A 22,911-nucleotide genomic window follows, 5' to 3' on the forward strand; every position below is an offset into this window, starting at 1 on the left:
CGTCTGCGCGGCGAACTGGCCGCCTCGCGCTTGCGCGATGCCGACGCCGGCACCACATCCTGTGGACCTCATCGCAGCGATCTCGCGGTGCGCCATCTCGACCTTGATTTGCCGGCTGCCGAAGGCTCGACCGGCCAGCAGAAGGCGGTCCTCGTCTCGATCGCGCTGGCGCATGCGCGGCTGGTGGCGCTGTCGCGCAGCCGGCCGCCGCTGCTGCTGCTCGACGAAATCGCGGCCCATCTCGATGCGGAGCGCCGGGTGGCGCTGTTCGACGAGGTGGTGGCGCTCGGCGTCCAAAGCTGGATGACAGGCACCGATGCCGAACTTTTTGCGCCGCTCGCCGGCCGCGCGCAGATCTTGCGCGTCGCCGGCGGATCGATTGCGGCGGTCTGATCCTCTTTCGCGAAAGCCAGGACCATGAGTGACAAAGACGTAGCAACGCCGAAGTCGGAAACCTACGACGCTGATTCCATCACGGTGCTGCGCGGCCTCGAGGCGGTGCGCAAGCGGCCGGGCATGTATATCGGCGACACCGACGACGGCAGCGGCCTGCACCACATGGTCTACGAGATCGTCGACAATGCGATCGACGAGGCGCTGGCGGGCTATTGCGACAAGGTCGGCGTCACCCTGCACGGCGACGGCTCGGTGACGGTGAGCGACAATGGCCGCGGCGTGCCCGTCGACATCCACAAGGAAGAGGGCACGTCGGCCGCCAGTGTCATCTTCACCCAACTCCATGCGGGCGGAAAGTTCAACAGCAACAGCTACAAGGTTTCGGGCGGCCTGCATGGCGTCGGCGCCGCCGTCGTCAACGCCCTGTCGGAGTATCTCGACCTGCGCATCTGGCGCGCCGGCAAGGCCTACTACATGCGGTTCCGCGGCGGCGACGCCGAGAAGGACCTGCAGCTCATGGGCGACGCGCCGGAGGGCAAGCGCGGCACCGAGGTGACCTTCCTGCCCTCGACCAAGATCTTCACCAAGACCGATTTCGACTTCGCCACCCTGGAACACCGGCTGCGCGAACTCGCCTTCCTGAACTCCGGTGTACGGATTGTCCTGACCGACGAGCGCGGCGCCGAGCCCAAGGTTTCGGAGCTGTTCTTCGAGGGCGGCGTCGAGGCCTTCGCCAAATATCTCGACCGCAACAAGTCGGTGCTGCACGACCCGCCGGTGTCGATCCGCGGCGAGAAGGACGGCATTGTCGTCGAAGTCGCGATGCAGTGGAACGACAGCTATCACGAGACGATGCTGTGCTTCACCAACAACATCCCGCAGCGCGACGGCGGCACGCATCTCGCGGGCTTCCGCGGTGCGCTGACACGCACGCTGAACAAGTATGCCGACGAGAGTGGCGTTTCCAAGAAGGAGAAGGTGAACCTGACCGGCGACGACATGCGCGAGGGCCTGACCTGCGTGCTGTCGGTCAAGGTTCCCGATCCGAAATTCTCCTCGCAGACCAAGGACAAGCTGGTCTCCTCCGAAGTGCGGCCGGTGGTCGAATCGGTGGTCGGCGACAAGCTCAGCCAGTGGTTCGAGGAGCATCCGTCGGAAGCCAAGAAGATCGTCACCAAGGTGGTGGAAGCTGCTGCGGCACGCGAAGCCGCGCGCAAGGCCCGCGAGCTCACGCGACGCAAGGGCGCGCTCGATGTCAGCTCGTTGCCCGGCAAGCTGGCAGATTGCCAAGAGCGCGACCCCGCGCTCTCCGAACTGTTCATCGTCGAGGGCGATTCTGCCGGCGGCTCGGCCAAGCAGGGCCGCAATCGCGCCAACCAGGCGATTCTGCCGTTGCGCGGCAAGATCCTGAACGTCGAGCGCGCGCGCTTCGACAAGATGCTGTCCTCGGCCGAAATCGGCACGTTGATCACAGCGCTGGGCACCGGCATCGGCCACGACGATTTCGACCTGTCGAAGCTGCGCTACCACAAGATCATCATCATGACGGACGCCGACGTGGACGGGTCCCATATCCGCACGCTGCTGATGACGTTCTTCTATCGCCAGATGCGGGCCATGATCGATGCCGGCCATCTCTACATCGCCCAGCCGCCGCTGTTCAAAGCAGCCAAGGGCAAGTCGGCGATCTATCTCAAGGACGAGCGCGCGCTCGACGACCATCTGATCCGGACCGGCCTCGAGGGCGCGACGCTGAAGCTGGGCAGCGGCAGCGTCCAGGCCGGCGACGATCTGCACCGCACCGTCGACATCGCCCGCTCGGTCACCAACCTCGTGAAGCCGCTGGCGCTGTCGCGCCGCGTCACCAGCCAGTCCGTGATCGAGCAGGCGGCCATCGCTGGCGCCCTGAAGCCCGATGTGCTGGCCGACGCAACGCTCGCCAAGCAGGCCGCCGATTACATCGCCCGTCGCCTCGACGTCGTAAGCCCGCCGCTGGAACGCGGCTGGACCGGGGAGCCGATGCCCGATGGCGGCCTTGCCTTCACGCGTCGCCTGCGCGGCGTCACCGAACGCCACGTGATCGACGGGCCGCTGACCCGGAGCGCGGAAGCGCGCAAGCTCGATGCGCTGGCCGACGAGTTACAGGCCGTCTATGTGCGGCCCGGAACCTTCATCATGAAGGACAAGGAGACCACCATCTCCTCGCCCACCGAACTGTTTGCCGCCGTTCTGGAAGCCGGCCGCAAAGGTGTCACGATCCAGCGCTACAAGGGACTGGGCGAGATGAACCCCGACCAGCTCTGGGAGACCACGCTCGACCCCGAGGCGCGCACGTTGCTGCAGGTCAAGATCAACCACGCCGACGAAGCGGACGAGATCTTCTCGACCCTGATGGGCGATGTCGTCGAACCGCGCCGCGAGTTCATCCAGGAGAACGCACTCAAGGTGGCAAATCTCGATGTCTAGGCTCGGGGTGACGTCTCTCGCTGTCGTGGCGCTGCTCGTCGCGACGGCAGGGCTCGCATGGGCGCAGACGCAATCCACCGCCCCTTCGACGCATGGCGGCACCAAGCTCGCATTTCCCGCGACCCTGGGAGGCGCCACGTTCGACCGCTCGGTCAACTATGCGGCACCGCCTGCCAACAGCCCCGGGCAGGGCATTGCCTACTACTATTCCACGCCCAAACGCCTGATCATCAGTGTGCAGGTATTCGATCTCGGCCGGCGCATCCCAGCCGGCAGCGAGAATCCGACGGTAACCGGCCAGTTCAACAACGAAGTCACCTCCGCCGAGCAGCAATTCAAGTTTGCCGGCTACACCCAGTTTCAGAAACCTTCGGTGCCGTCGACATGCACCTACGGAGCGATCTCCTTCCGGTGCGTGACCTATAGTGGCGTCACGCAAGGCAACCAGCGGGTCTTCAGCAAGCTGCTGCTGACCGGCTTCCGCGAGAACTTCGTCAAGATCAGGGTCGACTGGTCCCAGGCTCATCAGCAGACCTCCGCCGATGCCGATGCGGCGCTGCAGGCCTTTGTGCCGGCGTTGATGAAGTAGCCCACCTCCCCCACACAGCGAGGGAGGTGGCGGCACTGTCGCGGGCGGAAGAAGCGGACGCATTCTCGCCGCCGCCACGACTATTGCATCAATCCCGTCATGGCCTGCCGCCAAGCCTCGATGCTACCTGATAAAGTTGCGAGATCGACGGCGATCACGACGCCGCTCTTGACGCGGCGACCAAGAACATCGGATCGATTTCCACTTACTTGAATGATGCCGGCATCGTGGAGCGCCCGCAGTTTGGGTCGCGGAAGCCCGAGCTCCAGCGCCAATAGTCGATCAAGGCGCACATTGGTAGGCAAGGGAACCATCACTTCGATTTCCACTCTTGGCCAAGCAGGCGATTCGGCGAGCACGTGTTTGCGGATCTCGAACTCCGGGAATTCGTCGATGCGTTGCGACCTGCGCCTCAACGCGTCGAGATTGAAAGCCTCTGCCCGAATCCACTGCGGATCATTGGACTGCAGCGCTTCGAGTTCCGCAGAATCGATCTCGCCAACGTTCCGGCGTTCAAAGATCGGCCGGTTCCAGGTCTTTTCGCAGACAACACATTTGTAGATCAGCCACGCGTCGAGCTTGCGACCATTGGCGTTGAGCCTGATTTTGCAACTGGTTTGAAAGGCCCTCAGCTTCCCGCATCTGCTGCAGGTGAGCCAAGGCTGAGGAGCGATCTTAGGAGTGATCGTCCATCGAACTCGAAGTGTTGCGCACATACCGTCTTGGTCTTCCGGTCGGAAGTCCACCAAGATGGAGCGTGAGAAATCCCTTTCGGGCGCGGCGTGGCGGTGTTTCGGGTGGCTGAAGAGCTGACGCAGCGACGCTGCGCGGGGCACATTGGAACAATGCCAAACCGGTCTCTTGCCGCCACCCCATGGACATGGTCATACGCCCGCGGCTTTCGCTCTCGGGCATACGGGTAAAGCAGAACTGAGACCGGTATTTACTTAGGCAAAGTCTATCTCGATGCGCCAATGCTCTTCGAAACGGACTGTTACAGTGAATCCCTAGGAAACGGAAGTCTTCGCGGCGCCGACACGGCGAAGCTATGGCTTTGCTGCCCTACAGGCCTTCATTCCCGTGCTGACAGCTCGTGCCGCACCAGCACGTCTGATGTCAGCTCGTCGAGCGGCCTCGCCGAATCGAGCCGCAACACGGGCGCCGTCTGGGTTGCAAGCCACTCCTCGTGCTTCGCGAGGCTGCGCTGTTCCAGCCCTGCGGTGTCGTAGGCCGCGGCCCAGTCAAGGAAGGCGGCGCTGGCCTCTGCCATGTCGCCGCCCGGTTGAATGCGCGCGCCATACCGCGTCCCTTCGCGCCGCCTTATGCGTTCCATACGGACGGACGGATCGAGCTTCAGGAAGACGATGAGATCGTAGAAAGGCTCGACCGGGCCAGCCCAACCCACGGCCGAACCCGAGAACACCCACTGACCCGACGCGGGCAGCAGCTCCGCCACCAAAGCCGCACGACCTTCGACCGACCGCCGCGTCGTGAAAGGCGGATCGGTCGGTTTCCAGAAGATCGTGTCAGAGTCGATGTGGGGATGGTCGAGGCGTGCCGCGAGAGCCGCCCCGAGAGTCGTCGTGCCCGACCCGGAGGCGCCGACGATGTGAATCCGTGCCATGCACGGAGTTTACAACACCATCTGTGTTTGCGTCACGACGGCGACCAGCTTGCCTTCTGCGGTGGTGATGCGCGTCTGCCAGACCATGGTGCGGCGGCCGCGATGGATCGGCGTCGTCTCGCCGACCACGGTGGTGCCGACGGGAGCCGGCCCCACGAAGTTGGTCTTGCTCTCGATGGTCGTGGTGCCCTTGCCCTCCGGCAGGTTCAGCACGGTGGCGGCGGCGCCCAGCGTGTCGGCGAAGGCCATCACCGCGCCACCGTGCAGGATGTCCGGCCGCGTGCAGAGCTCGGGCCTGACGACCATCTCGGCCTTCACGCCCGTCTCGCTCGCGGCCGTGAACTTCAGCCCAAGAACCTTGGCGAAGGGCAGTTGGTGATCGTTCAGGAGCTGAAGCTTGTCCATTGTCTACTCCGTTAGTGGGCAGCCGAACCGACGCGGCGCAGGCCGAGATATTCCAGGATGGCGAGATCGGCCACGATCAACGCCACGACGACGATGCCCGCGATGCCGGCCGTGGTCCACGTCGCCGGCAGGGCCAGCACCAGGGCGCTCGCGACGACCCAGACGATGTCCGCCGCAAAGATGAACCGGATCAGCCCCAGCGGCAGGGTCGGCCGCGACGCGGCCCAGCCGCAGAGCGCTCCGAAGGCCACGATGCCGAGGCCGAGTAGCTCGAGCACCATCGCGAGATCGAGGCCCAGGACCTCGACCGGCCCATGGGTGGCGATCTTGGCGAACGGACCGGCGAAAGCTGCAAGCACCACCCCCGAGATCACGGAGAAGGCGGCGTTGCCCCACAGGGTGCGACGCAGAAGGCGGTCGGATGAAACGTTCACGTTGTCCTCCTTTGGGTTTCGGACACCCTGGAGATCGCACCGGACCAACCTTCTCTCAATTATCCAGGAGGTAATCGGCGGGGCGGCAGCCGGGTGATAAGTTCCGCCCCATGATGCGCACCCTTTCCGCTTCCAGCCCTGCCACCGGCGGCACCGCCGGGTCGGCTTCCCAGCCCGATATGTTCGGCCCGATGCTGCGCGCCTGGCGCCGCCGCCGAGGGGCCAGCCAGCTCTCGCTCGCCCTGCAGTCCGGCGTCTCGCAGCGCCATGTCAGCTTCCTCGAATCCGGCCGCGCACGACCCAGCCGCGAGATGGTGGTCCAGCTCTCGACCGCCCTCGACGTGCCGCTTCGCCAACGCAACGCCATGTTGTTGGCAGCGGGCTTCGCGCCAGCCTATCGCGAGAGCAATCTCACTGCCCCCGAACTAGCACCAGTGCGCCAGGCAATCGATCGCATGCTGAAGCAGCAGGAGCCCTATCCGGCCGTCGTCATCGACCGGCTGTGGAACCTGCTCGACGCCAACGAAGCCGCCAACGCCTTCACCGTCTTCCTGAGCGAAGGTCCGCCGCCGCCACCACCGTCCGGCAAGCAGCCCAACCTGCTGCGCAACCTGCTCGATCCCAAGGGGCTGCGCCCCAAGCTCGCCAACTGGGAAGAGGTCGCACGCTATCTTGTCTCGACGACCTACGCCGAGATCCTGGCCGATGGCGGCGAGCCCAAGGCGCTCGCCTTCATCGAGGAGGTCATGGCCTATCCCGACGTGCCGGCATCGTTCCGCAAGCTGCGCTTCGAGGATCGGCCGCCGCCGGTCCTGACGCTCGACTTCATCGTCGGCGGCAAGTCCCTGTCGGTCTTCACGACCATCGCGACACTCGGCACGCCGCAGGACGTCACCCTCCAGGAAGTGCGCATCGAATGCTTCTTCCCGGCCGACGACCGCAGCGATGCGCTGTTCAGGAGCCTTGCCGCGAAGCGTTGAGACCTGCCCGGAGGCGGCTAGAACCTCACCTGGCCCGACTTTCCGGTAGCCGTCTTGATAACGAGCGTGATGGCGGCATCGGGCGCCAGGCGGCTCTTGGCCTCGCCCTTCAATGCTGTCTCGCCCGTCGGGGTAAGCTGCACCGTCTCGCGACTGCCGCCGGAGACGATCAACACCGAGCCCGTATAGCCTTTGGTGTTGAGCGGCTTGCTGTCCTCGCCGAAGGCATAGATCGTGATCGTGCGGTCGTCGACGACCAGTTCGGCATGAATGCCGGCCACGTCCTGCATCTTGCCGCCATTGGGGCCCTTCGTGTTGGCATGGTTATGCTGATGTTGGGCGAACGCCAGGCCCGTCCACAGCAGGAACGGTACCGTCAGCAAAAGTCTCCTCATTCTTCTCTCCTCGTTGGGTTTTCTTGTCACGGTTGAAGAGCGCATAGAGCGCGGGCAGGACCACGAGCGTCAGGATCGTGGACGAGATGATGCCGCCGATGACCACGGTGGCGAGCGGCCGCTGTACCTCCGCTCCCGGTCCCGTGGCGATCGCCATGGGTACGAAGCCGAGCGAGGCGACCAAAGCCGTCATCAGCACCGGGCGCAGGCGCTTCATGGCGCCCTGGCGTATCGCGTCGCCGACCGACAGGCCGTCGGCGCGCAGCCGCTGGATGAAGGAAATGATCACCAGCCCGTTCAGCACGGCAACGCCGCTCAAGGCGATGAAGCCGACACCGGCGCTGATCGAGAGCGGGATGTCGCGCAGGGCGAGGGCCGCGACACCGCCGGTCAGCGCCAGCGGCACGCCAGTGAAGACCAGGGCGGCATCGCCGATCGAGTTCAGGCTCATGCAGAGCAGCACGAAGATCAGAAGCAGGGCCACCGGCACCACGATCGCCAGCCGTTGCGAGGCCGCGACGAGCTGCTCGAACTGACCACCCCAGCCGATCCAGTAGCCGGCCGGCATCTTCACCTGCTCCGCGACCTGCCGCTGCACCTCGGCCACGAAGGAGCCGAGATCGCGGTCGCGTACATTGGCCGAGACGACGACGCGGCGCTTGCCGTTCTCGCGGCTGATCTGGTTGGGACCGGGCGCGGTCTCGATCTCGGCCACGGCTGACAGCGGCACGTAAGGCGCTGCCGCGACCAGCCCGGTCTGGGTAATCGGCCGGCGGCCGGGATCGCCCGTCGTGCCCGCCGGCTGCGGCGGCACGGGAATGGGTAGCGATGCCAGCGCATCCATATCGACGCGCATATGCTCGGGCAGGCGCATCACGATGTTGAAGCGACGGTCGCCCTCGAAGATCAGGCCGGCGTCCTTGCCGCCAACCGCGATCTCGACGACCTCCTGCAGCTCGGCAAGGCTGATGCCGTACCGCGCCAGGGCCGCGCGATTGGGCTTCACCGTCAGCACCGGCAGGCCGGTGACCTGCTCGGTCTTCGTGTCGGCCGCGCCTGGCACACTCTGCACGACAGCCTGCACCTTGTTGGCGATGGACAGGAGCGTGTCGAGATCGTCGCCGAAGATCTTGACGCCGAGATCGCTACGCACGCCCGAGATCAGCTCGTTGAAGCGCATCTGGATCGGCTGCGTGAACTCGTAGTTGTTGCCGGGGATCTGCTCGACCCGCCTCTCGATGGCGGTCACAAGGTCAGCCTTGGAGCGCTTGGGATCCGGCCACTGATCGCGGGGCTTCAACAGGATGAAATTGTCCGCCACGTTGGGCGGCATCGGATCGGTGGCGACCTCGGCCGTGCCGATCTTGGCCGCCACTTCCTTGACCTCCGGAAACTCCAGGATCGCCTTCTCCAGTGCTTCCTGCATCTGCACCGACTGGCTGAGACTGGTGCCGGGAATGCGCATCGCATGCATGGCGATATCGCCCTCGTCGAGCGAGGGAATGAACTCGCCGCCCATGCGCGAGGCCGCAACGCCACTCACCACCACCAGCAGGGCGGCGAGGCCCACGATCACGTAGCGCAGGCGGATCGCCTGTTCGAGCACCGGCGCGTACAGCCGGAGCGCACCGCGCATGAAGAAGTTCTCCTTCTCCGAGACGCGACCGGTCACCAGCAGCGCGACGGCGGCCGGGACCAGGGTCATGGAGAGGATCGCCGCGCCCAGCAGCGCCATCAGCACCGTGATCGCCATCGGCGTGAACATCTTCCCCTCCACGCCGGTCAGGGTGAGGATGGGCAGATAGACGACGCCGATGATCAGCGTTCCGAACAGGCTCGGCCGGATGACTTCCTTTGCGCCGGCCAGGATCGTGGCGAACCGTTCCGTTCGCGTGAGGATGCGACCTCGGCGGTGTTGCTCATCGGCCAGAAGGCGCAGGCAGTTTTCGACCACGATCACCGCGCCGTCGACGATGATACCGAAGTCGATCGCGCCGAGACTCATCAGATTGGCGCTGATCTTGTTCTCGACCATGCCGGTGATGGTGAAGAGCATCGACAGGGGAATGACGCAGGCCGTCACGAAAGCGGCGCGGAAGTTGCCCAGGATCAGGAACAGCACGACGACGACCAGCAGGGCGCCTTCGAGCAGGTTCTTCTCGACCGTCCAGATAGTCGCGTCGACGAGCTTGGTGCGGTCGTAGAGTGCACGTGCCACCACTCCATCGGGCAACGACCGGCCAATCTCCTCGAGCTTTGCGGCCACGCGCTGCGCAGCCGTGCGGCTGTTGTCGCCGATCAGCAGCATCGTCGTGCCGATCACCGCTTCCCTGCCGTCGAGCGTGGCCGCGCCGGTCCGGAGGTCCGTACCCTCCTTGACCTCGGCGATATCGCCGACGCGGATCGGCACGCCACCGCGTGAGCCGACGACGATGTTTCGGATTTCCTCGAGGTTGCTCACCTGCCCCGGCGTGCGCACCAGATACTGCTCGCCGTTACGCTCGATGTAGCCCGCACCGACATTGGCATTGTGCGTCACCAACGCCGCCATCATGTCGCGGAAGGTGAGCTTGTAGGCCATCAGCTTCGCGGGATCGGGCAGGACGTGAAACTGCTTCTCGTAACCGCCGATGGTATTGACCTCGACGATGCCCGGCACGGTGCGGAGCTGGGGCTTGATGATCCAGTCCTGGATCGTGCGCAGGTCGGTCGCCGTATAGGGCTCGCCGTCGGGCTTCTTCGCATCAGGCTTGGATTCGACGGCGTACATGTAGATCTCGCCCAGGCCGGTCGAGACCGGACCCATCGAGGTCTCAGTGCCAGGCGGCAACTGCTCCTTGGCCTGCTGGATACGCTCGTTCACGAGCTGTCGGGCGAAGTAGATATCGGTGCCGTCCTTGAAGACGACCGTCACCTGGCTGAGGCCATAACGCGACAGGGAGCGCGTGTATTCGAGCTTCGGCAGGCCGCCCATCGCCGTTTCCAGCGGAAAGGTGATGCGCTGCTCGACTTCGAGCGGCGAGTAGCCCGGCGCCAGCGAATTGACCTGCACCTGGACGTTGGTGATGTCCGGCACGGCGTCGATCGGCAGGCGCGTGAAGTTCCAGGCGCCGAGCGCACCAACCACGATGGCTGCGATGATCACCAGCCAGCGGTTATGAATCGAGAAGGCAAGGATACGGTCGATCATCGCCCTGCTCCCAGGCTCGCGGGCTCAGTATTCAGGGGCTCAGTGCTCATGAGACGCGCTGCCCTTGCCGATCTCGGCCTTGATCACGAAGCTGTTCTTTGCGGCGTAGGTGTCGCCCGCCATCAGGCCGAACTTGACCTCGATCCAGTCGGCGTCGCGCCCTCCCAGCTCGACTTCGCGAGCAGCGAACGTGTCGCCCTCGCGCACGAAGACCACGGTCTTGCCTTCGAGCGTCTGGATCGCACTCGACTTGATGGCGACGTCGACCGGCTTGGCGGAAAGCACGACACGGCCATCGACGAACATGCCCGGCCGCAGCCGGCCGTCGTTGGACACGACCGCTCGCGCGACCGACGACTGCGTATCGCTGGTACCTAGCGGCGAGACGTAGTCGATTTTGGACTCGATCGTCGAACCACCATCCTCGACGTCGATGGCGACGGGATCGCCTACCCGCACGCGCGAGAAGTCGCGGCGATAGACGGCGAAGTCGATCCACATGGTCGAGAGATCGGCGATGGTGAAGAGCGGTCGGGCTTCCGAGGCGAACTCGCCCAGCGTGCCATCGCGGTCGATGATCGTGCCGTCGATCGGAGCTTTCAGTTCGTAGGTCGTGAGGCTCTGGTTGCTTTCGACAGTGGCCAACACCTCGTCCTTCTTCACCTTGTCGCCCAGTCGCTTGCGCATGCTGCGCACGACGCCGGGGAAACGCGGCGTCACCTTCACCAGCGCCTCCTGGTTGGGCTGGATGATGCCGTTCAGCCGCAGGACCTCGCGCAGCTCGCGCGGACCCGCCTGGAGAAGCTCGATGCCGGCGGCCGCGACCTGCGCGTCGGTGAGCTTCACGCCATCCTCGTCGTGCCCGTGACCTTTCTCGTCCTGCCCATGGCCCTTCTCACCGTGGCCCTTGGCCGTGAGAGGTTTGGCGGCCTGGCCGAACTTCGCACCGAAGACATAGTAGGCCGACGCCCCTAGGGCCGCGACGCAAACCACAGCAACTAGAAGAACTCTCAGGGCCTTCATCATCGCGGCCTCCCCTGGTTTGCCGGGCTGCCGATCAACCCTTCGATGGTCGCGATTGATGTGTGGAAGCTCGCCAGTGCCTCGTGTTCCAGCAGCTCGGCATCGGCGACGGTGCGGTAGGCATCGAGAATTTCGAGCAGGGTGAAGCGGCCCTGGCCGTAGCCTTCCTCGATCGTCTTCAGCGAGGCGCGCGCCGCCGGAAGGATGGTCTTCCGCAGCAGGTCGAGCTGCTGCAGCGTGCCGTTGGCGGTGTCGTGCGCCTTGCCGATGATCGCGATCAGCAAGAGGCGGTTGACGGCGCGTTCGGCGCCGGTCTTCTGCACCGATTCCTGGGCTTCGCGAATGGCGCCTCGATTGCGGTCGATCACGTTGATCGGGATCGAGACACCGAAGCGGACGCCATTGTCGTTGGTCTCGGTGTAATGCCGCCACGCCACGCTGGCCGTGATGTCGGGCAGCGGCTTCAGGCGCGCCGACAGTAATTCGCCATCACGCTGGGCACGAACCGCCGACCATCGCATGAGCTGCGGATTGTCCTCGATGGCCTTGATGAGGCTGTCGAGGGATGCGGGCTTGACGAGGCGACCATAGTCGCCGGCGACGGTGGCAAAAGTCGGCTGGTCCAGGCTCATGAGGGCGGCGAGGTCGCGCCGCGCTACGGCCAGCGCGGTTCGCGCACGCTCGCGCTCGAACCGCACGAGGCCGACGGCCGCCTGTGTGCGCGAGACTTCGGAAGGCGAGGAGGCGCCCGCCTCGACCCGCCGCTGCATCAGCGGCACCAGTTTCTCCAGGGCGCCGGCCTGCCGTTCGAGGAGCTGGATACGGCGCTGCACCGACAAGGCCTCCACGAAGGCAATCGTCGTCTCCGAAAGGAGTTCGAGACGCGCCGCTTCGCGCTCCCAGCGGGCGGCATCGTAATCGCCCAGCGCCGCCTGGACGCGTGCGCCACGCTTGCCCCCAAGCTCTATGAGCTGGCTCAGCATCAGGGTCATCTCGGGCGTGCCGGTGAAACTGCTCTGGCCCTGGCCGAAATTGTCGACCTCCACGCCGACCGTGGGATTCGGCAGGGCATTGGCCTGCTCGCGCCGCCCATCGGCCATGCCGATATTGCGGTCGGCAACGGCGATGCGTGGATTGGCGTTGGCGGCGCGTTGCAGGGCTTGCTGCAGGGTCAGCGGACCAGTGGTCTTTTGGCCCTGCCCTCGATTTTGACCCAACGCAGGCCACGACCATGCGACGGCGCACGCCGCGAGAAGCGCCCAGACGGCACGAATTGTCATCGACGAAACCCAAAGACCAGTGTTCGGCGCGCCGCCTGCTCGGCAGGCGACAAGGAAAAAGAACGACTAGGTCAGGGTTCGAGGGGGTGGAGAGTCCGCGTGGGGAGAGAAAGGCAGAATGCCGGCCATGACGGGCACCGGCACGACATGCGGCGCGTGCAGCGGCATGCTCGGTGCTGTCATCGCCAGCAGCGGGACGACAGAGCAGAAATGACACTTCTCGACGGTCATGCCGACATCGCCGGCTGAACCATCATCGCTCGCAACGTCGAGAACGACCGCGACGGGCCCGATCTCGCGGGCCGAGGCGACACCGCAAACATGGAACACAGTAACCAGCGCCACCATCAAAGCGCAGACAAGCCGCAGCAAGGCTGCGGGCTGCGTCACGAGGGCGAACGAGGAGACGCTATTGGTCACGGCGCGGAGTGAACGCGAGGAGCAGCGCGTCGTCAACACGACAGGAGACCTGAATTGTCGCACGTCCGATGGCGCGGTCCGGATACTCATACATTTGAATATCTGTTCAACTATTGTCGGACTGCTGTCAACCCTCCGGCGCGATCGACATCTCGAATCGCTTCGTCGCCCCCGGTCCGATCGAAACCATGCCCGGCTTGTCCTTGAGCTCACCGTCGAACGAGTCGGGACTGGCATGGCCCTGCCAGGGTTCGATGCAGACATAGCCTGCGCCCGGCTTGGTCCAGATGCCGAGATGAGGCATGCCCGGAAAGCTCACGCGGAGAGAACGGTGGCCCGGCGCGCCGTAGACCAGGCTGCGGCTTTCCAGCCTGTCGAAGATCAGTGCATCTTCGCGAAACAACTCATCGTGCAAGGCGAGCCAGCGACCCTGGACGGGTGTTGGATGCAGGACGGGACTCAGCAGATTGTTGGCGAGCCGGCGCACCTGCGCGGGCTCGTCGCGCTCGAAGACGATTTCGTGCGCCTTGCGCGGCGCTCCTGACGGCAATGGCCAGCGCAAGGCCGGATGGAAGCCGAACGAGGCCGGCATGGCCCTGTCGCCCCGGTTCGTCACCTCGGCCGTCACGTGCAGGGCGCCGCCTTCGATCCGGTAGATGATATCGAGGCGAAACTCGAACGGATACTGCCGGCGCGTCGGCTCACTGGCCTCAAGCCGCCAGATGCAATGCGCCTTCTCCGCCGTCACCAGCGTGAAGCGCGACGTGCGGGCAAAGCCGTGGCGCGGGATATCGAAGATCTGGCCGTCGACCTTGATCTTCTTGTCCTTCGTCTCGCCGACCAGCGGGAACAACAGGGGTGCCCGGCCCGCCCACACGGCGGGATCGCCGTTCCACAACAGGTCGGAGCCGTCACGGTCCTGCAGCCTTTGAAGCTCCGCACCTGCGGCGGCGATCTGCGCGCTGAGCGCGGAGTCAGATATCGAAACGAGGTCAGCCATGTCGCATTCTGGTCGGCCTGACGCGCGCCGTGAAGAGATGACGTGCCGCAGCGCAGTATCAGGCGGTACTGTCGCGATCTGACTGCCCGGCAAGAGCGTGCGCGACGCGGACCGCATCCTCGATGTGCGGCATGTAGCGGACATGCGGCCGACGGGCCCCCGCCCGCAACAGCGCGTGCCGCACGGCGGGCACAGCTCCCGTGACGAAGACGCGTACGCCGTGCCGGGCTGCCTTGCGGCCAATGCCGGCGATGACGGTGGCGGCCGTCGAATCCACGAACGGAACGGCCGAAACATCGATCACGAAGGCTTTGCGCTCGTCGGCAATACGGTCGAGCACGGCGCCGACGGTCGATGCCGTGCCGAAAAAGAAAGCGCCGGAGAGACGATAGACAACGACATGGCGGTCGGTCGCCAGTGCCGGGTCGTAAGGAGTGCGCGGATCCGCGGTGTCGGGCCGATCGCCCGGCACCAGCGGCACGCGCTCTTCCACGCCCGAGGCCGTCGACATGCGATAGATGAACAGCGCCGCGCCCAAGGCAAAGCCCACGACGATGCCTTCGGTCAGATCGCGGAACACGGTGAGAAGGAAGGTCGCCAGCAGCACCGTCGCATCGCCGCGCGAGGAACGCAGCAGAGTGGCGAACTCGTGCTTCTCGGCCATGTTCCACGCGACCATGGCCAGCACGCCGGCCAGAGCAGCGAGCGGTATATAGGCCGCCAGCGGTGCAGCCAGCAGCATGAAGCCGAGCAGGAAGGCCGAGTGCAGCATGCCGGCAACCGGGCTGCGCGCGCCGGCGCGGACGTTGGTGGCCGTGCGCGCGATGGTGCCTGTGGCACAGACGCCCCCGAACAGAGCGGCACCGATATTGGCGATGCCCTGGGCGACCAGTTCGCAGTTGGACCGATGGCGGCGGCCCGTCATGCCGTCGGCGACGACCGCCGAGAGCAGCGATTCGATGGCGCCCAGCAAGGCGAAGGCGACCGCATCGGGCAGGATGGCCTGGATCTTGGTCCAGGATATGTCGGGCAGACGCGGCGCCGGCAGCATGGAGGGAATGCCGCCGAAGCGGCTGCCGATCGTCTCGACCGGCAAGGCGAACAGCCCCGCCGCGACCGAGGCCACGGCAACGGCGATCAACATGCCGGGCCAGTGCGGACGCAGCCGCTTCAACCCCAGGATCAGGCCGATGACCCCGGCCGCAAGGGCAACGGCAGCCGGATTGATCGTATCGAGGGCCGGCGCCAGCGCTTCGAGCTTGGCGACGAACGGGCCAGGCTCCTTGCCGTCGAGCGTGAGGCCCAGGAGGTCCTTGAGCTGGCTCGCGAAGATGATGACCGCGATGCCCGAGGTGAAACCGACCGTGACCGGATAGGGGATGAACTTGATGAAGGTGCCGAGGCGCAGGGCCCCCGCCGCCGTCAGGAAGATCCCGGCCAGAAAGGTCGCCAGCAGCATGCCGTCGACGCCGTTCCGTTCGACGCAGGCGGCGACCAGAACGATGAATGCCCCCGCCGGCCCCCCGACCTGGAAGCGGCTGCCCCCTAGCGCCGAGATCAGAAAACCACCGACGATCGCCGTGAAAAGCCCACGTTCCGGTCCCGTGCCCGACGCGATGGCAATCGCCATGGAGAGCGGCAGCGCCACGATGGCGACGGTCAGTCCCGCGATGGCGTCGGCCCGAAACGCCGCGAGCCCGTAGCCTTCCCGCAGCACGGTGACCAGCTTGGGCGCAAACAGCGCTGAGGAGGGAACGTCGGCAGACATTTAACTAAAAATCTGTGTATTAACTGCTTCAGGGTAACGCCTGTGCGCGGTTGGGAGCAAGGACCAGTTTCCAGGTCTCACCCATGCACCCTCATGTTGTCTGACAACTTTGTCGCATCCGCGGGCAATCCCATGCATAGTCCGCGCAGGTCCCGGTCGCAGAACCATACAACAGGGCCCGTGGAGGAAGATATGAAGCGCAGACACCTGGTCGGCGGCCTTGCTGCCGCGACAATCGCCGCCCCCTTCATCCGGTCTGCAGGCGCACAGGCGCCACTGACCCTGAACGGTGCGGTGCAGTTCAACGACGATCACGCGTTCAACAAGACGCTGCTCAAGTTCGAGGAGCTGGTGAAGAAGTATTACGGCAAGCCGATCAACTTCACCTTGCACCGCAATTCTTCGCTGGGCCTCGAGAAGCAGTATTTCGAGTACATGGCGCAGGGCAAGGCGGTGGACTACGGCATCGTCTCGCCGGCCCACATGTCGACCTTCTCCAAGGCTGCGCCCTTCATCGACGCACCCTTCCTGTTCCGCGACCTCGCGCAATGGAACAAGGTGCTCGAAGCCGACCTGCTGAAGCCGGTGGCCGACGAGATCGCCCAGAAGGCCGACGTGATGCTGATCGGCTATGCCGGCGGCGGCGTGCGCAACATCTTCGTCAACAAGCCGGTCTCGAACCTGGCGGAGATCCGGGGCTTGAAGGTCCGCGTCCAGGGCGCGCCGATCTGGTCCAAGACCTTCGCCGCAGCAGGCATGTCGCCGACCGTCATCGCCTACAACGAGGTCTACAACGCCATCCAGAACAACGTGATCTCGGCCGGCGAGAACGAAGCGGCCGGTGTCGAGACCATGAAGTTCTACGAAGTAGCGCCCAATCTCGCGATGACCGAGCACGCCATCACGATCCGGCCGATCTGCTTCTCGTCCAAGACCTTCAAGACCCTGCCGAAGGATCTGCAGGACGCGATCATCAAGGCCGGCAAGGAAGCCGGCGCCTATGGCCGCCAGGTCGAAAGCTCGGAAGACGAGCAGAAGCTGGTCGCGCTCGAGAAGGCTGGCAAGCTGAAGCGCATCCCGTTCAAGGACCGCGCCGAAATGAAGAAGCTGGTCGATCCGGTGATGGCGGCCTACGCCAAGGAGATCGGCGCCGACGGCATCTTCAACAAAATCGTGGCGACCAATTGATGCGTAAGCGCAGCGGAGCAACGCCTCCGCTGCGCTCTTTCCCGGCGGCCTACCGGGCGCTTTTTCCTGAACGGATTTCCGATGCCCTCTCCTGAAGCTCAACCGCGCAGCCTCTGGCGCCGGTTCACGGCCGGCTATGCCCAGTTCCTGACCGGCCTCCTCGCCTTCTCCGTCGCCGTCATCGTCGTCCCCGTCACCTTGCAGATGGTGTCGCGCTACACCGATCTGATCCCGCCCTATATCTGGACAGAAGAGATGGCGCGCTTCCTGTTCATCTGGATGATCATGATCGGCGCCATGATCGGCGTACGTGAAGCCTCGCACTTCGAAGTCGACGTCTGGCCGAGGCTCTCGAGACGCAGCGAGGCTGCGGTGCGCATTGCCGCGCGGCTCGGCATCCTGGCGCTGGCGCTGGTCTTCGTGGTGGGCGGTATCGAGTTCACGCGCTTCGCCTGGCATCGCACCTCCGAGCTGGCAGAGCTGCCGCTCTGGATGATCCACATCGCCTGGCCGGTCGCCGGCATTACCTGGCTCATCTTCCTCGGCGAGCAGTTCTACGACGAAATGCGCATCCTGCTCGGCCGGAGCGTTCCGTGAGCAGCGCCCTGTTCTCGGCCGGCGAGGCCGCGTCAATCCTGTTCGGCGTCTTCTTTGTCTTGCTGATCTTGCGCGTGCCCGTGGCCTTCGCCCTTGGGCTCGCCTGCCTGCCACTCTTCTACCTGGAGCCTCGGCTCGGGACGATGATGCTCGCGCAGGAAACCTTCAACGCCTACAACTCCTTCATCCTGCTCGCCGTGCCGTTCTTCCTGTTGACGGCCAACCTGATGAGCGTCGGCGGCATCACCGACAGGCTGGTGGCGCTGTCGCGTTCCATCGTCGGAAGCTGGCCTGGGTCGCTGGCGCAGATCAACGTCGTGCTCTCGGTGTTCTTCGCCGGCATTTCAGGCTCCTCGACCGCAGATGCGGCGAGCCAAAGCAAGATCTTCATCGATGCGCAGACCAAGGAAGGCTACGACCTCTCCTTCTCGATCGCCATCACCGCCGTCTCGGCGGTGCTGGCCGTGGTCATTCCACCGTCGATCCTGATGATTGTCTGGGGCGGTCTGATCTCGACATCGATCGGCGCGCTCTATCTTGCCGGCGTCGTTCCCGGCCTGCTGATCGCCGGCGCCCAGATGGCCACTGTGCACGTCTATGCCGTGAAGCGGGGCTATCCGACCTATCCGCGTTCGTCCATTCGGCAACTCTTCTGCGCAATCTGGGTGTCGATCCCGGCGCTGATGACTCCGGTCATCATCGTGGGTGGCATCCTGCTGGGCTGGTTCACGGCGACCGAATCGGCCTGCGTCGCCGTGCTGTACTCAGCGGTGCTGTCGATCGTCGTCTATCGCGAGATGGGGGCGAAAGAGCTCTACAAGGCGCTGGTCGACACCGGCAAGCTCGCCTCCGTGGCGCTGTTCTGTATCGGCACGGCCTCGGCCTTCGGCTGGCTGCTGGCTTACTACCGCATCCCGCAGGAGCTGTTGGCCAACGTCACGAGCTGGGGTCTGGGACCGATCGGCGTCGGCTTCTTCATCGCCTTCGTGTTCCTGGTCGTGGGCTGCTTCCTCGACGCCATCCCGGCCATCATCATTGTCGGCACGGTGCTGCAGCCTCTCGCCAAGTCGGTCGCAATGGACCCCGTCCACTTCGCGATCGTCTCGATCGTATCGCTGGCCTTCGGCCTGGTGACGCCCCCTTACGGACTCTGCCTCATGATCTCCTGCGCCGTTGCCGGCGTGCCGCTGCGCTTCGCGCTGAAGGATACGATCATCATGCTGGTGCCGATGATCGTGGTGCTGGCGGCAATGATCGTCTGGCCCGATATCGCCCTCTTCCTGCCCCGCCTGATCGCACCGGAGCTGATGAAGTAGTCGTCAGAACCCGCCCGCCAGCGAGCGTTCGCCCTGCTGGCGGCGGATGGCGTGGAAGCCATCGACCGTGCGGCCGATGATCTCGGCCACCGGCAGCACCTCGTGGATCAGGCCGACCGTCTGACCCGCGAGTGCCAGCGAAGCTTCCATGTCGCCGCCGAAATAGACGTCCTTCACATTGCCGAAGATCGCCCGATCGAACGAGCCGGCGCGGTCGATCTCCTTGGCACGCTCGGTTTTCAGGGCGCGCACGCACGGCGTCGACTTGCGGTTCAACATCACCGTGCCGGTATCGTCGGCGTCGACGATGGCCTGCTTGTAGTTGTGGTGCACCGGGCTCTCGGCCGCGCTCACGAACCGCGTCCCCATCTGGATGCCTTCGGCGCCCAACGCAAAGGCCGCCGCCATGCCGCGGCCGTCGCAGATGCCGCCGGCGGCGATCATCGGCACGTCGGTCTTCTCCCGCACCGCCTGCAGCAGAACCAAGGTCGAGACGTCGTCGGGATTCTTGAAACCGCCGCCCTCGCCGCCTTCGACGATCAGCCCGTCGACGCCCGCTTCGACGGCCTTCAGGGCCGAGGAGAGATTGGGCACCACGTGATAGACGGTGAGGCCGGCGGCCTTCAGTGTCGGCAGCAGCTTGGCGGGCGAGCCGGCCGAGGTGCTGACGAACTTCACGCCCGACCTGGCCACGAGATCGACGATCCGCGGCTCGCGGATAAAGAGCAGCGGCAGGTTCACACCGAACGGCTTGTCGGTGAGCTGCTTCATCTTCTCGATCTCGGCGAGGCAGGCATCGACCTCGCCGCTGGAGGTCTCGATGATGCCGAGACCGCCGGCATTGGAGACCGCCGACGCGAGTTGACTGCGCGCGATCCAGCCCATCGGCGCCTGCACGATGGGATACTTGACGCCGGTATGGGCAAGCACTCGGTTCATCTGCTTCCTTCCTGTTGTCTCATGGCATGTGGCGCGCGCGTTCCCACGCGGCGGCAAAATTGGGCGGTGTGTCGGAGCGACAGGGCAACGCCTTCTTCGGGTCGGGATCCTCGATGAAGCTGTCTCGCAGGCGCGCGGCGCACGGATCCTGCACGACCACGCCATGGCCCTGGGCACGGAACACGACGTTGCGCGCTGCCGAGAGCGTCCGCGCTGCCTCGCGCGCCCAAAGGGGCGGCGTCAGCCAGTCGAAGGTGCCGCTCAGCAGCAAGGTCGGCACGGCGGACTTCACCGGCTGACGATCGGCTGCCGGCGCGGCCGCGACCCGCCACGCCGGGCAGAAGGTCGGCGACTTGCTGGCCTTGGCGTTCAGGCCGTAGACCCCGTTCTCTTCGATCGCATTGCGGCGCGCCGCACGATCGACCATCGGCCAGGTCTCCCGACATTCGATACTGTTGTAGAGCCCGTCGAACTGCTGAGCGTTCTGCTCGAGCAGCCCGCCATCGTTGCTCTCGAGATCCTCGGCAAAGAGGCGCACCAGACGGAGATCGCCCCGCTTCACGGCCCCCATTGTTTCGGGGATGGAGGCGGCCTCGCCTTCACGCATCATATTCAGCAGCACCGACAGGAGCTTGGTGCCGTCGAGCTTCACGGATTGCGACCCGTCCTCCAAGGCGAGAGTGAGGTCTATGGGCTCGCGATCGGCGGCCTCGATCACGCCCTCGACCGTGGCGCGTAAATCGGGATGCCGCTCGCGGCAGGGCGCATCGGCAGCACAATCGGCATAGAGCTGCTCGAAGGCGCGGCGGACGATCGCGGGCTCGTTCTGCTCGCCGTTGATCTGAGGCGGATAGACACCGTCGAGCACGGCGGCCCGCACCAGGCCGGGATGCCGGCGCATCACTTCGAGGCCCCAGCGCGTGCCGTAGGATACGCCGTAGATGTTGATGCGGCTGAGGCCCATCGCCGTGGCCAGATCGGCCACGTCGTCGGCCAGCACCGGCGTGTTGTACATGCTGAGGTCGATCTTGCGGCGGTCGATATTGGCCCGGCAGCGCGCCAGTATTTCCCTCTCCTGCTGTTCGGTGACGGCGCGGCGGCGCGCCTTGGCCGGTTCGGTCATGCGGTTGTCGAAGCAGTCGAGATTGGGCGTCGACCCACCCGCGCCGCGCTGACTCAGGATGATCACGTCGCGCTTGCGGCGGATCACGGCGGTCTCGTTCCACCAGTCGCCTTCGGCCAGCGCGTCGGCGCCGGGGGTCGAGGCCACCAGCGGCGCATCGCCTGGGCCGCCCGAGAGATAGACCAGCGGCTCCGCGCCGGCCGTGCGCTTGGCCTTGAGGACGGCGACCTTCAACTTGACCTCGCGGCCCTGCGGCTGGTCGCGATTCTCAGGGACGATCAGCACGAAGCATTGGACCCTGTCGCCGCGCGGCGGCTTGAACGTGCAGCGTTCGCGCTCCAGGCGTGGTGCCGCGACGGCACTCTCTGCCAAAACGAGCAGAAATGCTGCCAGTCCGCACAGGAACCACACTCGCGCCATGGCTATGTTCTGCCACATCGTAGCTTGTGACGGCATGAAGTAATTCTATGGAAGGGATGCCGGCGAACGTCTTGCCAGCCCGACCGCCCCGTCTCACTTTGCCGGCCATGACCTCCCGCTCCTATTGGACCGCCGTCTGGTGCGGCTTCCTCGTCCTCACCATCGGGCTCGGCGTCCGCCAGAGCTTCGGCATCTTCCTCAAGCCCGTCTCGGCCGAACTGAATGTCGGCCGCGAACTCTTCTCCTTCGGCACTGCGTTTTCCATGCTGCTGATGGGAGCGGTGGCACCCTTCGCCGGCCGGCTCTGCGACCGCTTCGGGTCGGCGCCGACAATCGCCGGCGGCGGCGTCCTCTATGTGGCGGGCATGGTGGTAACGGCGGTCATGCATGACGGGTTCATGCTGATCCTCGGCAATATCCTGGTCGGCGTCGGCCTCTCGGCGGCGAGCTTCGGGCCGGTGCTGGGCGTGATCCTGCGCGTGGCGCCGCCGGCCAAGGCGGCGCTCGCGGTGGGCATCTGCTCCGCCGGCGGCTCGTTCGGCCAGTTTTTCATCGTGCCGCTCGCAGCCGTGCTGCAGAACTATTTCGGCGACTGGCGCCCCACCATGTGGGCGCTGACCGGCATCGCCGTGCTGATGATCCTGCTGGCCGCCGGCCTGAACGACAGCAAGGAGATCGCAGCCAGCAAGAAGGCCGGCGGCGGCAACCAGACCGCGGGCGCGGCGCTCTCAGAGGCCTTCGCGCAGAAGAGCTACATCCTGCTGGTGATCGGCTACTTCGTCTGCGGCTTCCACGTCGCCTTCGTGGGCGGCCATCTGCCGGCCTACATCTCCGACAAGGGGATCGGGCTGTCGCTGTTCGGCATGAAGCTCTCGCCGGCGGAGCTGGGCGGCTGGGCGATCGGCATGGTTGGCCTGTTCAATATCGCCGGCGCCATCATCTGGAGCTCGATGGGCGCCAAGTACAAGCGCAAGAACCTGTTGTCGCTGCTCTACCTGCTGCGTTCGCTGGTCTTCCTGGGTTTCGTGCTGGCACCGCTGTCGGCGGCATCGGTGCTGACCTTCGCCGCGGCGCTGGGCTTCCTGTGGCTGGGCACCGTACCGCTCACCACGTCGCTGGTCGGCTACATTTTCGGGCCGGTGCATCTCACCATGCTGAACGGCATCGTCTTCTTCGGCCATCAGGTCGGCAGCTTCTTCGGCGGCTGGGGCGGCGGCCGCATCTTCGACCTGCAGGGCAACTACGACCTGATGTGGTGGATCTCGATTGCGCTCGGCCTGGTTTCGGCCGCCCTGCACTATCCGATCGTCGAGGAACGGCTGACGCGGCCTGCCCAGCCCGCACTGCAGCCGGCATGA

21 protein-coding genes are annotated in these 22,911 nt (G+C 65.2%); 8 read left to right on the forward strand and 13 right to left on the reverse strand.

The features are described 5' to 3' along the window. The 3 genes from BN60_RS23680 to BN60_RS23690 form a co-directional block, all read left to right on the forward strand. Nucleotides 1-393 (forward strand): DNA recombination protein RecF (locus BN60_RS23680; protein WP_043284290.1); only part of this gene is annotated, 393 nt, incomplete at its 5' end. Nucleotides 394-417: 24 nt separating this feature from the next. After that, the gene (gyrB, locus tag BN60_RS23685; RefSeq protein ID WP_020698655.1) at nucleotides 418-2,862 is read left to right on the forward strand and encodes a DNA topoisomerase (ATP-hydrolyzing) subunit B; all 2,445 of its coding nucleotides are present in this window, start codon (nucleotides 418-420) and stop codon (nucleotides 2,860-2,862) included. Nucleotides 2,863-2,869: 7 nt separating this feature from the next. Next, nucleotides 2,870-3,451, forward strand: a complete 582-nt coding sequence (locus tag BN60_RS23690; RefSeq protein ID WP_020698656.1) for a hypothetical protein — start codon at nucleotides 2,870-2,872, stop codon at nucleotides 3,449-3,451. An 80-nt stretch (nucleotides 3,452-3,531) separates the two neighbouring features. On the opposite strand, the gene BN60_RS23695 is transcribed toward BN60_RS23690, so the two are convergent. The 4 genes from BN60_RS23695 to BN60_RS23710 all read right to left on the reverse strand — a co-directional run bounded on the left by BN60_RS23695 (nucleotide 3,532) and on the right by BN60_RS23710 (nucleotide 5,914). Next, entirely contained in the window at nucleotides 3,532-4,287 is a 756-nt protein-coding gene (locus BN60_RS23695) for a DUF1062 domain-containing protein (protein ID WP_083856260.1), read from the reverse strand. 236 nt (nucleotides 4,288-4,523) lie between these two features. Further along, nucleotides 4,524-5,075: an ATP-binding protein gene (locus BN60_RS23700; protein ID WP_020698658.1), complete on the reverse strand. Its 552-nt coding sequence runs from the start codon at nucleotides 5,073-5,075 to the stop codon at nucleotides 4,524-4,526. Between the two features lie 9 nt (nucleotides 5,076-5,084). Beyond that, nucleotides 5,085-5,480 carry a PaaI family thioesterase gene (locus tag BN60_RS23705; protein ID WP_020698659.1) on the reverse strand — a complete coding sequence of 132 codons (396 nt, stop codon included), beginning with the start codon at nucleotides 5,478-5,480 and terminating at the stop codon, nucleotides 5,085-5,087. 11 nt (nucleotides 5,481-5,491) lie between these two features. Then, entirely contained in the window at nucleotides 5,492-5,914 is a 423-nt protein-coding gene (locus BN60_RS23710; protein WP_020698660.1) for a hypothetical protein, read from the reverse strand. A gap of 110 nt (nucleotides 5,915-6,024) precedes the next feature. On the opposite strand from BN60_RS23710, the gene BN60_RS23715 reads away from it, so the two are divergent. Next, a complete protein-coding gene (locus tag BN60_RS23715) occupies nucleotides 6,025-6,894 on the forward strand; it encodes a helix-turn-helix domain-containing protein (RefSeq protein ID WP_020698661.1) in 870 nt (289 codons plus the stop codon). A 17-nt stretch (nucleotides 6,895-6,911) separates the two neighbouring features. Here BN60_RS23715 and BN60_RS23720 read toward each other — a convergent pair whose 3' ends face one another. The 7 genes from BN60_RS23720 to BN60_RS23750 form a co-directional block, all read right to left on the reverse strand. Further along, a complete protein-coding gene (locus BN60_RS23720; RefSeq protein WP_043284292.1) occupies nucleotides 6,912-7,289 on the reverse strand; it encodes a hypothetical protein in 378 nt (125 codons plus the stop codon). Continuing rightward, nucleotides 7,219-10,479 (reverse strand): efflux RND transporter permease subunit, encoded by a 3,261-nt coding sequence (locus BN60_RS23725; RefSeq protein WP_020698663.1) that lies wholly within the window; start codon nucleotides 10,477-10,479, stop codon nucleotides 7,219-7,221. The genes BN60_RS23720 and BN60_RS23725 overlap by 71 nt, the downstream gene beginning before the upstream one ends. A gap of 39 nt (nucleotides 10,480-10,518) precedes the next feature. Next, nucleotides 10,519-11,505, reverse strand: coding sequence for a divalent metal ion exporter adaptor subunit IhpB (ihpB, locus tag BN60_RS23730; RefSeq protein WP_020698664.1), 987 nt, complete (start codon nucleotides 11,503-11,505; stop codon nucleotides 10,519-10,521). Continuing rightward, entirely contained in the window at nucleotides 11,502-12,782 is a 1,281-nt protein-coding gene (locus BN60_RS23735) for a TolC family protein (RefSeq protein ID WP_020698665.1), read from the reverse strand. Before BN60_RS23735 ends, ihpB begins: the two co-directional genes overlap by 4 nt. A gap of 66 nt (nucleotides 12,783-12,848) precedes the next feature. Beyond that, nucleotides 12,849-13,202: a hypothetical protein gene (locus tag BN60_RS23740; protein WP_148283514.1), complete on the reverse strand. Its 354-nt coding sequence runs from the start codon at nucleotides 13,200-13,202 to the stop codon at nucleotides 12,849-12,851. Nucleotides 13,203-13,329: 127 nt separating this feature from the next. Continuing rightward, the gene (locus BN60_RS23745; RefSeq protein WP_020698667.1) at nucleotides 13,330-14,202 is read right to left on the reverse strand and encodes an aldose 1-epimerase family protein; all 873 of its coding nucleotides are present in this window, start codon (nucleotides 14,200-14,202) and stop codon (nucleotides 13,330-13,332) included. Nucleotides 14,203-14,260: 58 nt separating this feature from the next. Continuing rightward, nucleotides 14,261-15,970, reverse strand: a complete 1,710-nt coding sequence (locus BN60_RS23750; protein WP_020698668.1) for a SulP family inorganic anion transporter — start codon at nucleotides 15,968-15,970, stop codon at nucleotides 14,261-14,263. 192 nt (nucleotides 15,971-16,162) lie between these two features. On the opposite strand from BN60_RS23750, the gene BN60_RS23755 reads away from it, so the two are divergent. The 3 genes from BN60_RS23755 (at nucleotide 16,163) to BN60_RS23765 (ending at nucleotide 19,071) form a co-directional block, all read left to right on the forward strand. Next, the gene (locus tag BN60_RS23755; RefSeq protein WP_020698669.1) at nucleotides 16,163-17,158 is read left to right on the forward strand and encodes a TRAP transporter substrate-binding protein; all 996 of its coding nucleotides are present in this window, start codon (nucleotides 16,163-16,165) and stop codon (nucleotides 17,156-17,158) included. 81 nt (nucleotides 17,159-17,239) lie between these two features. After that, nucleotides 17,240-17,755, forward strand: a complete 516-nt coding sequence (locus BN60_RS23760; protein WP_020698670.1) for a TRAP transporter small permease — start codon at nucleotides 17,240-17,242, stop codon at nucleotides 17,753-17,755. After that, the gene (locus tag BN60_RS23765; protein WP_020698671.1) at nucleotides 17,752-19,071 is read left to right on the forward strand and encodes a TRAP transporter large permease; all 1,320 of its coding nucleotides are present in this window, start codon (nucleotides 17,752-17,754) and stop codon (nucleotides 19,069-19,071) included. The genes BN60_RS23760 and BN60_RS23765 overlap by 4 nt, the downstream gene beginning before the upstream one ends. Nucleotides 19,072-19,074: 3 nt before the next feature. Here BN60_RS23765 and BN60_RS23770 read toward each other — a convergent pair whose 3' ends face one another. After that, the gene (locus BN60_RS23770; RefSeq protein WP_020698672.1) at nucleotides 19,075-20,010 is read right to left on the reverse strand and encodes an NAD(P)H-dependent flavin oxidoreductase; all 936 of its coding nucleotides are present in this window, start codon (nucleotides 20,008-20,010) and stop codon (nucleotides 19,075-19,077) included. A gap of 19 nt (nucleotides 20,011-20,029) precedes the next feature. Next, nucleotides 20,030-21,589 (reverse strand): alpha/beta hydrolase, encoded by a 1,560-nt coding sequence (locus tag BN60_RS23775; protein WP_083856261.1) that lies wholly within the window; start codon nucleotides 21,587-21,589, stop codon nucleotides 20,030-20,032. 71 nt (nucleotides 21,590-21,660) lie between these two features. On the opposite strand from BN60_RS23775, the gene BN60_RS23780 reads away from it, so the two are divergent. Next, nucleotides 21,661-22,911, forward strand: coding sequence for an MFS transporter (locus BN60_RS23780; RefSeq protein ID WP_043286627.1), 1,251 nt, complete (start codon nucleotides 21,661-21,663; stop codon nucleotides 22,909-22,911).

It is taken from the genome of Reyranella massiliensis 521, from assembly GCF_000312425.1.
GTDB classification, from domain to species: domain Bacteria; phylum Pseudomonadota; class Alphaproteobacteria; order Reyranellales; family Reyranellaceae; genus Reyranella; species Reyranella massiliensis.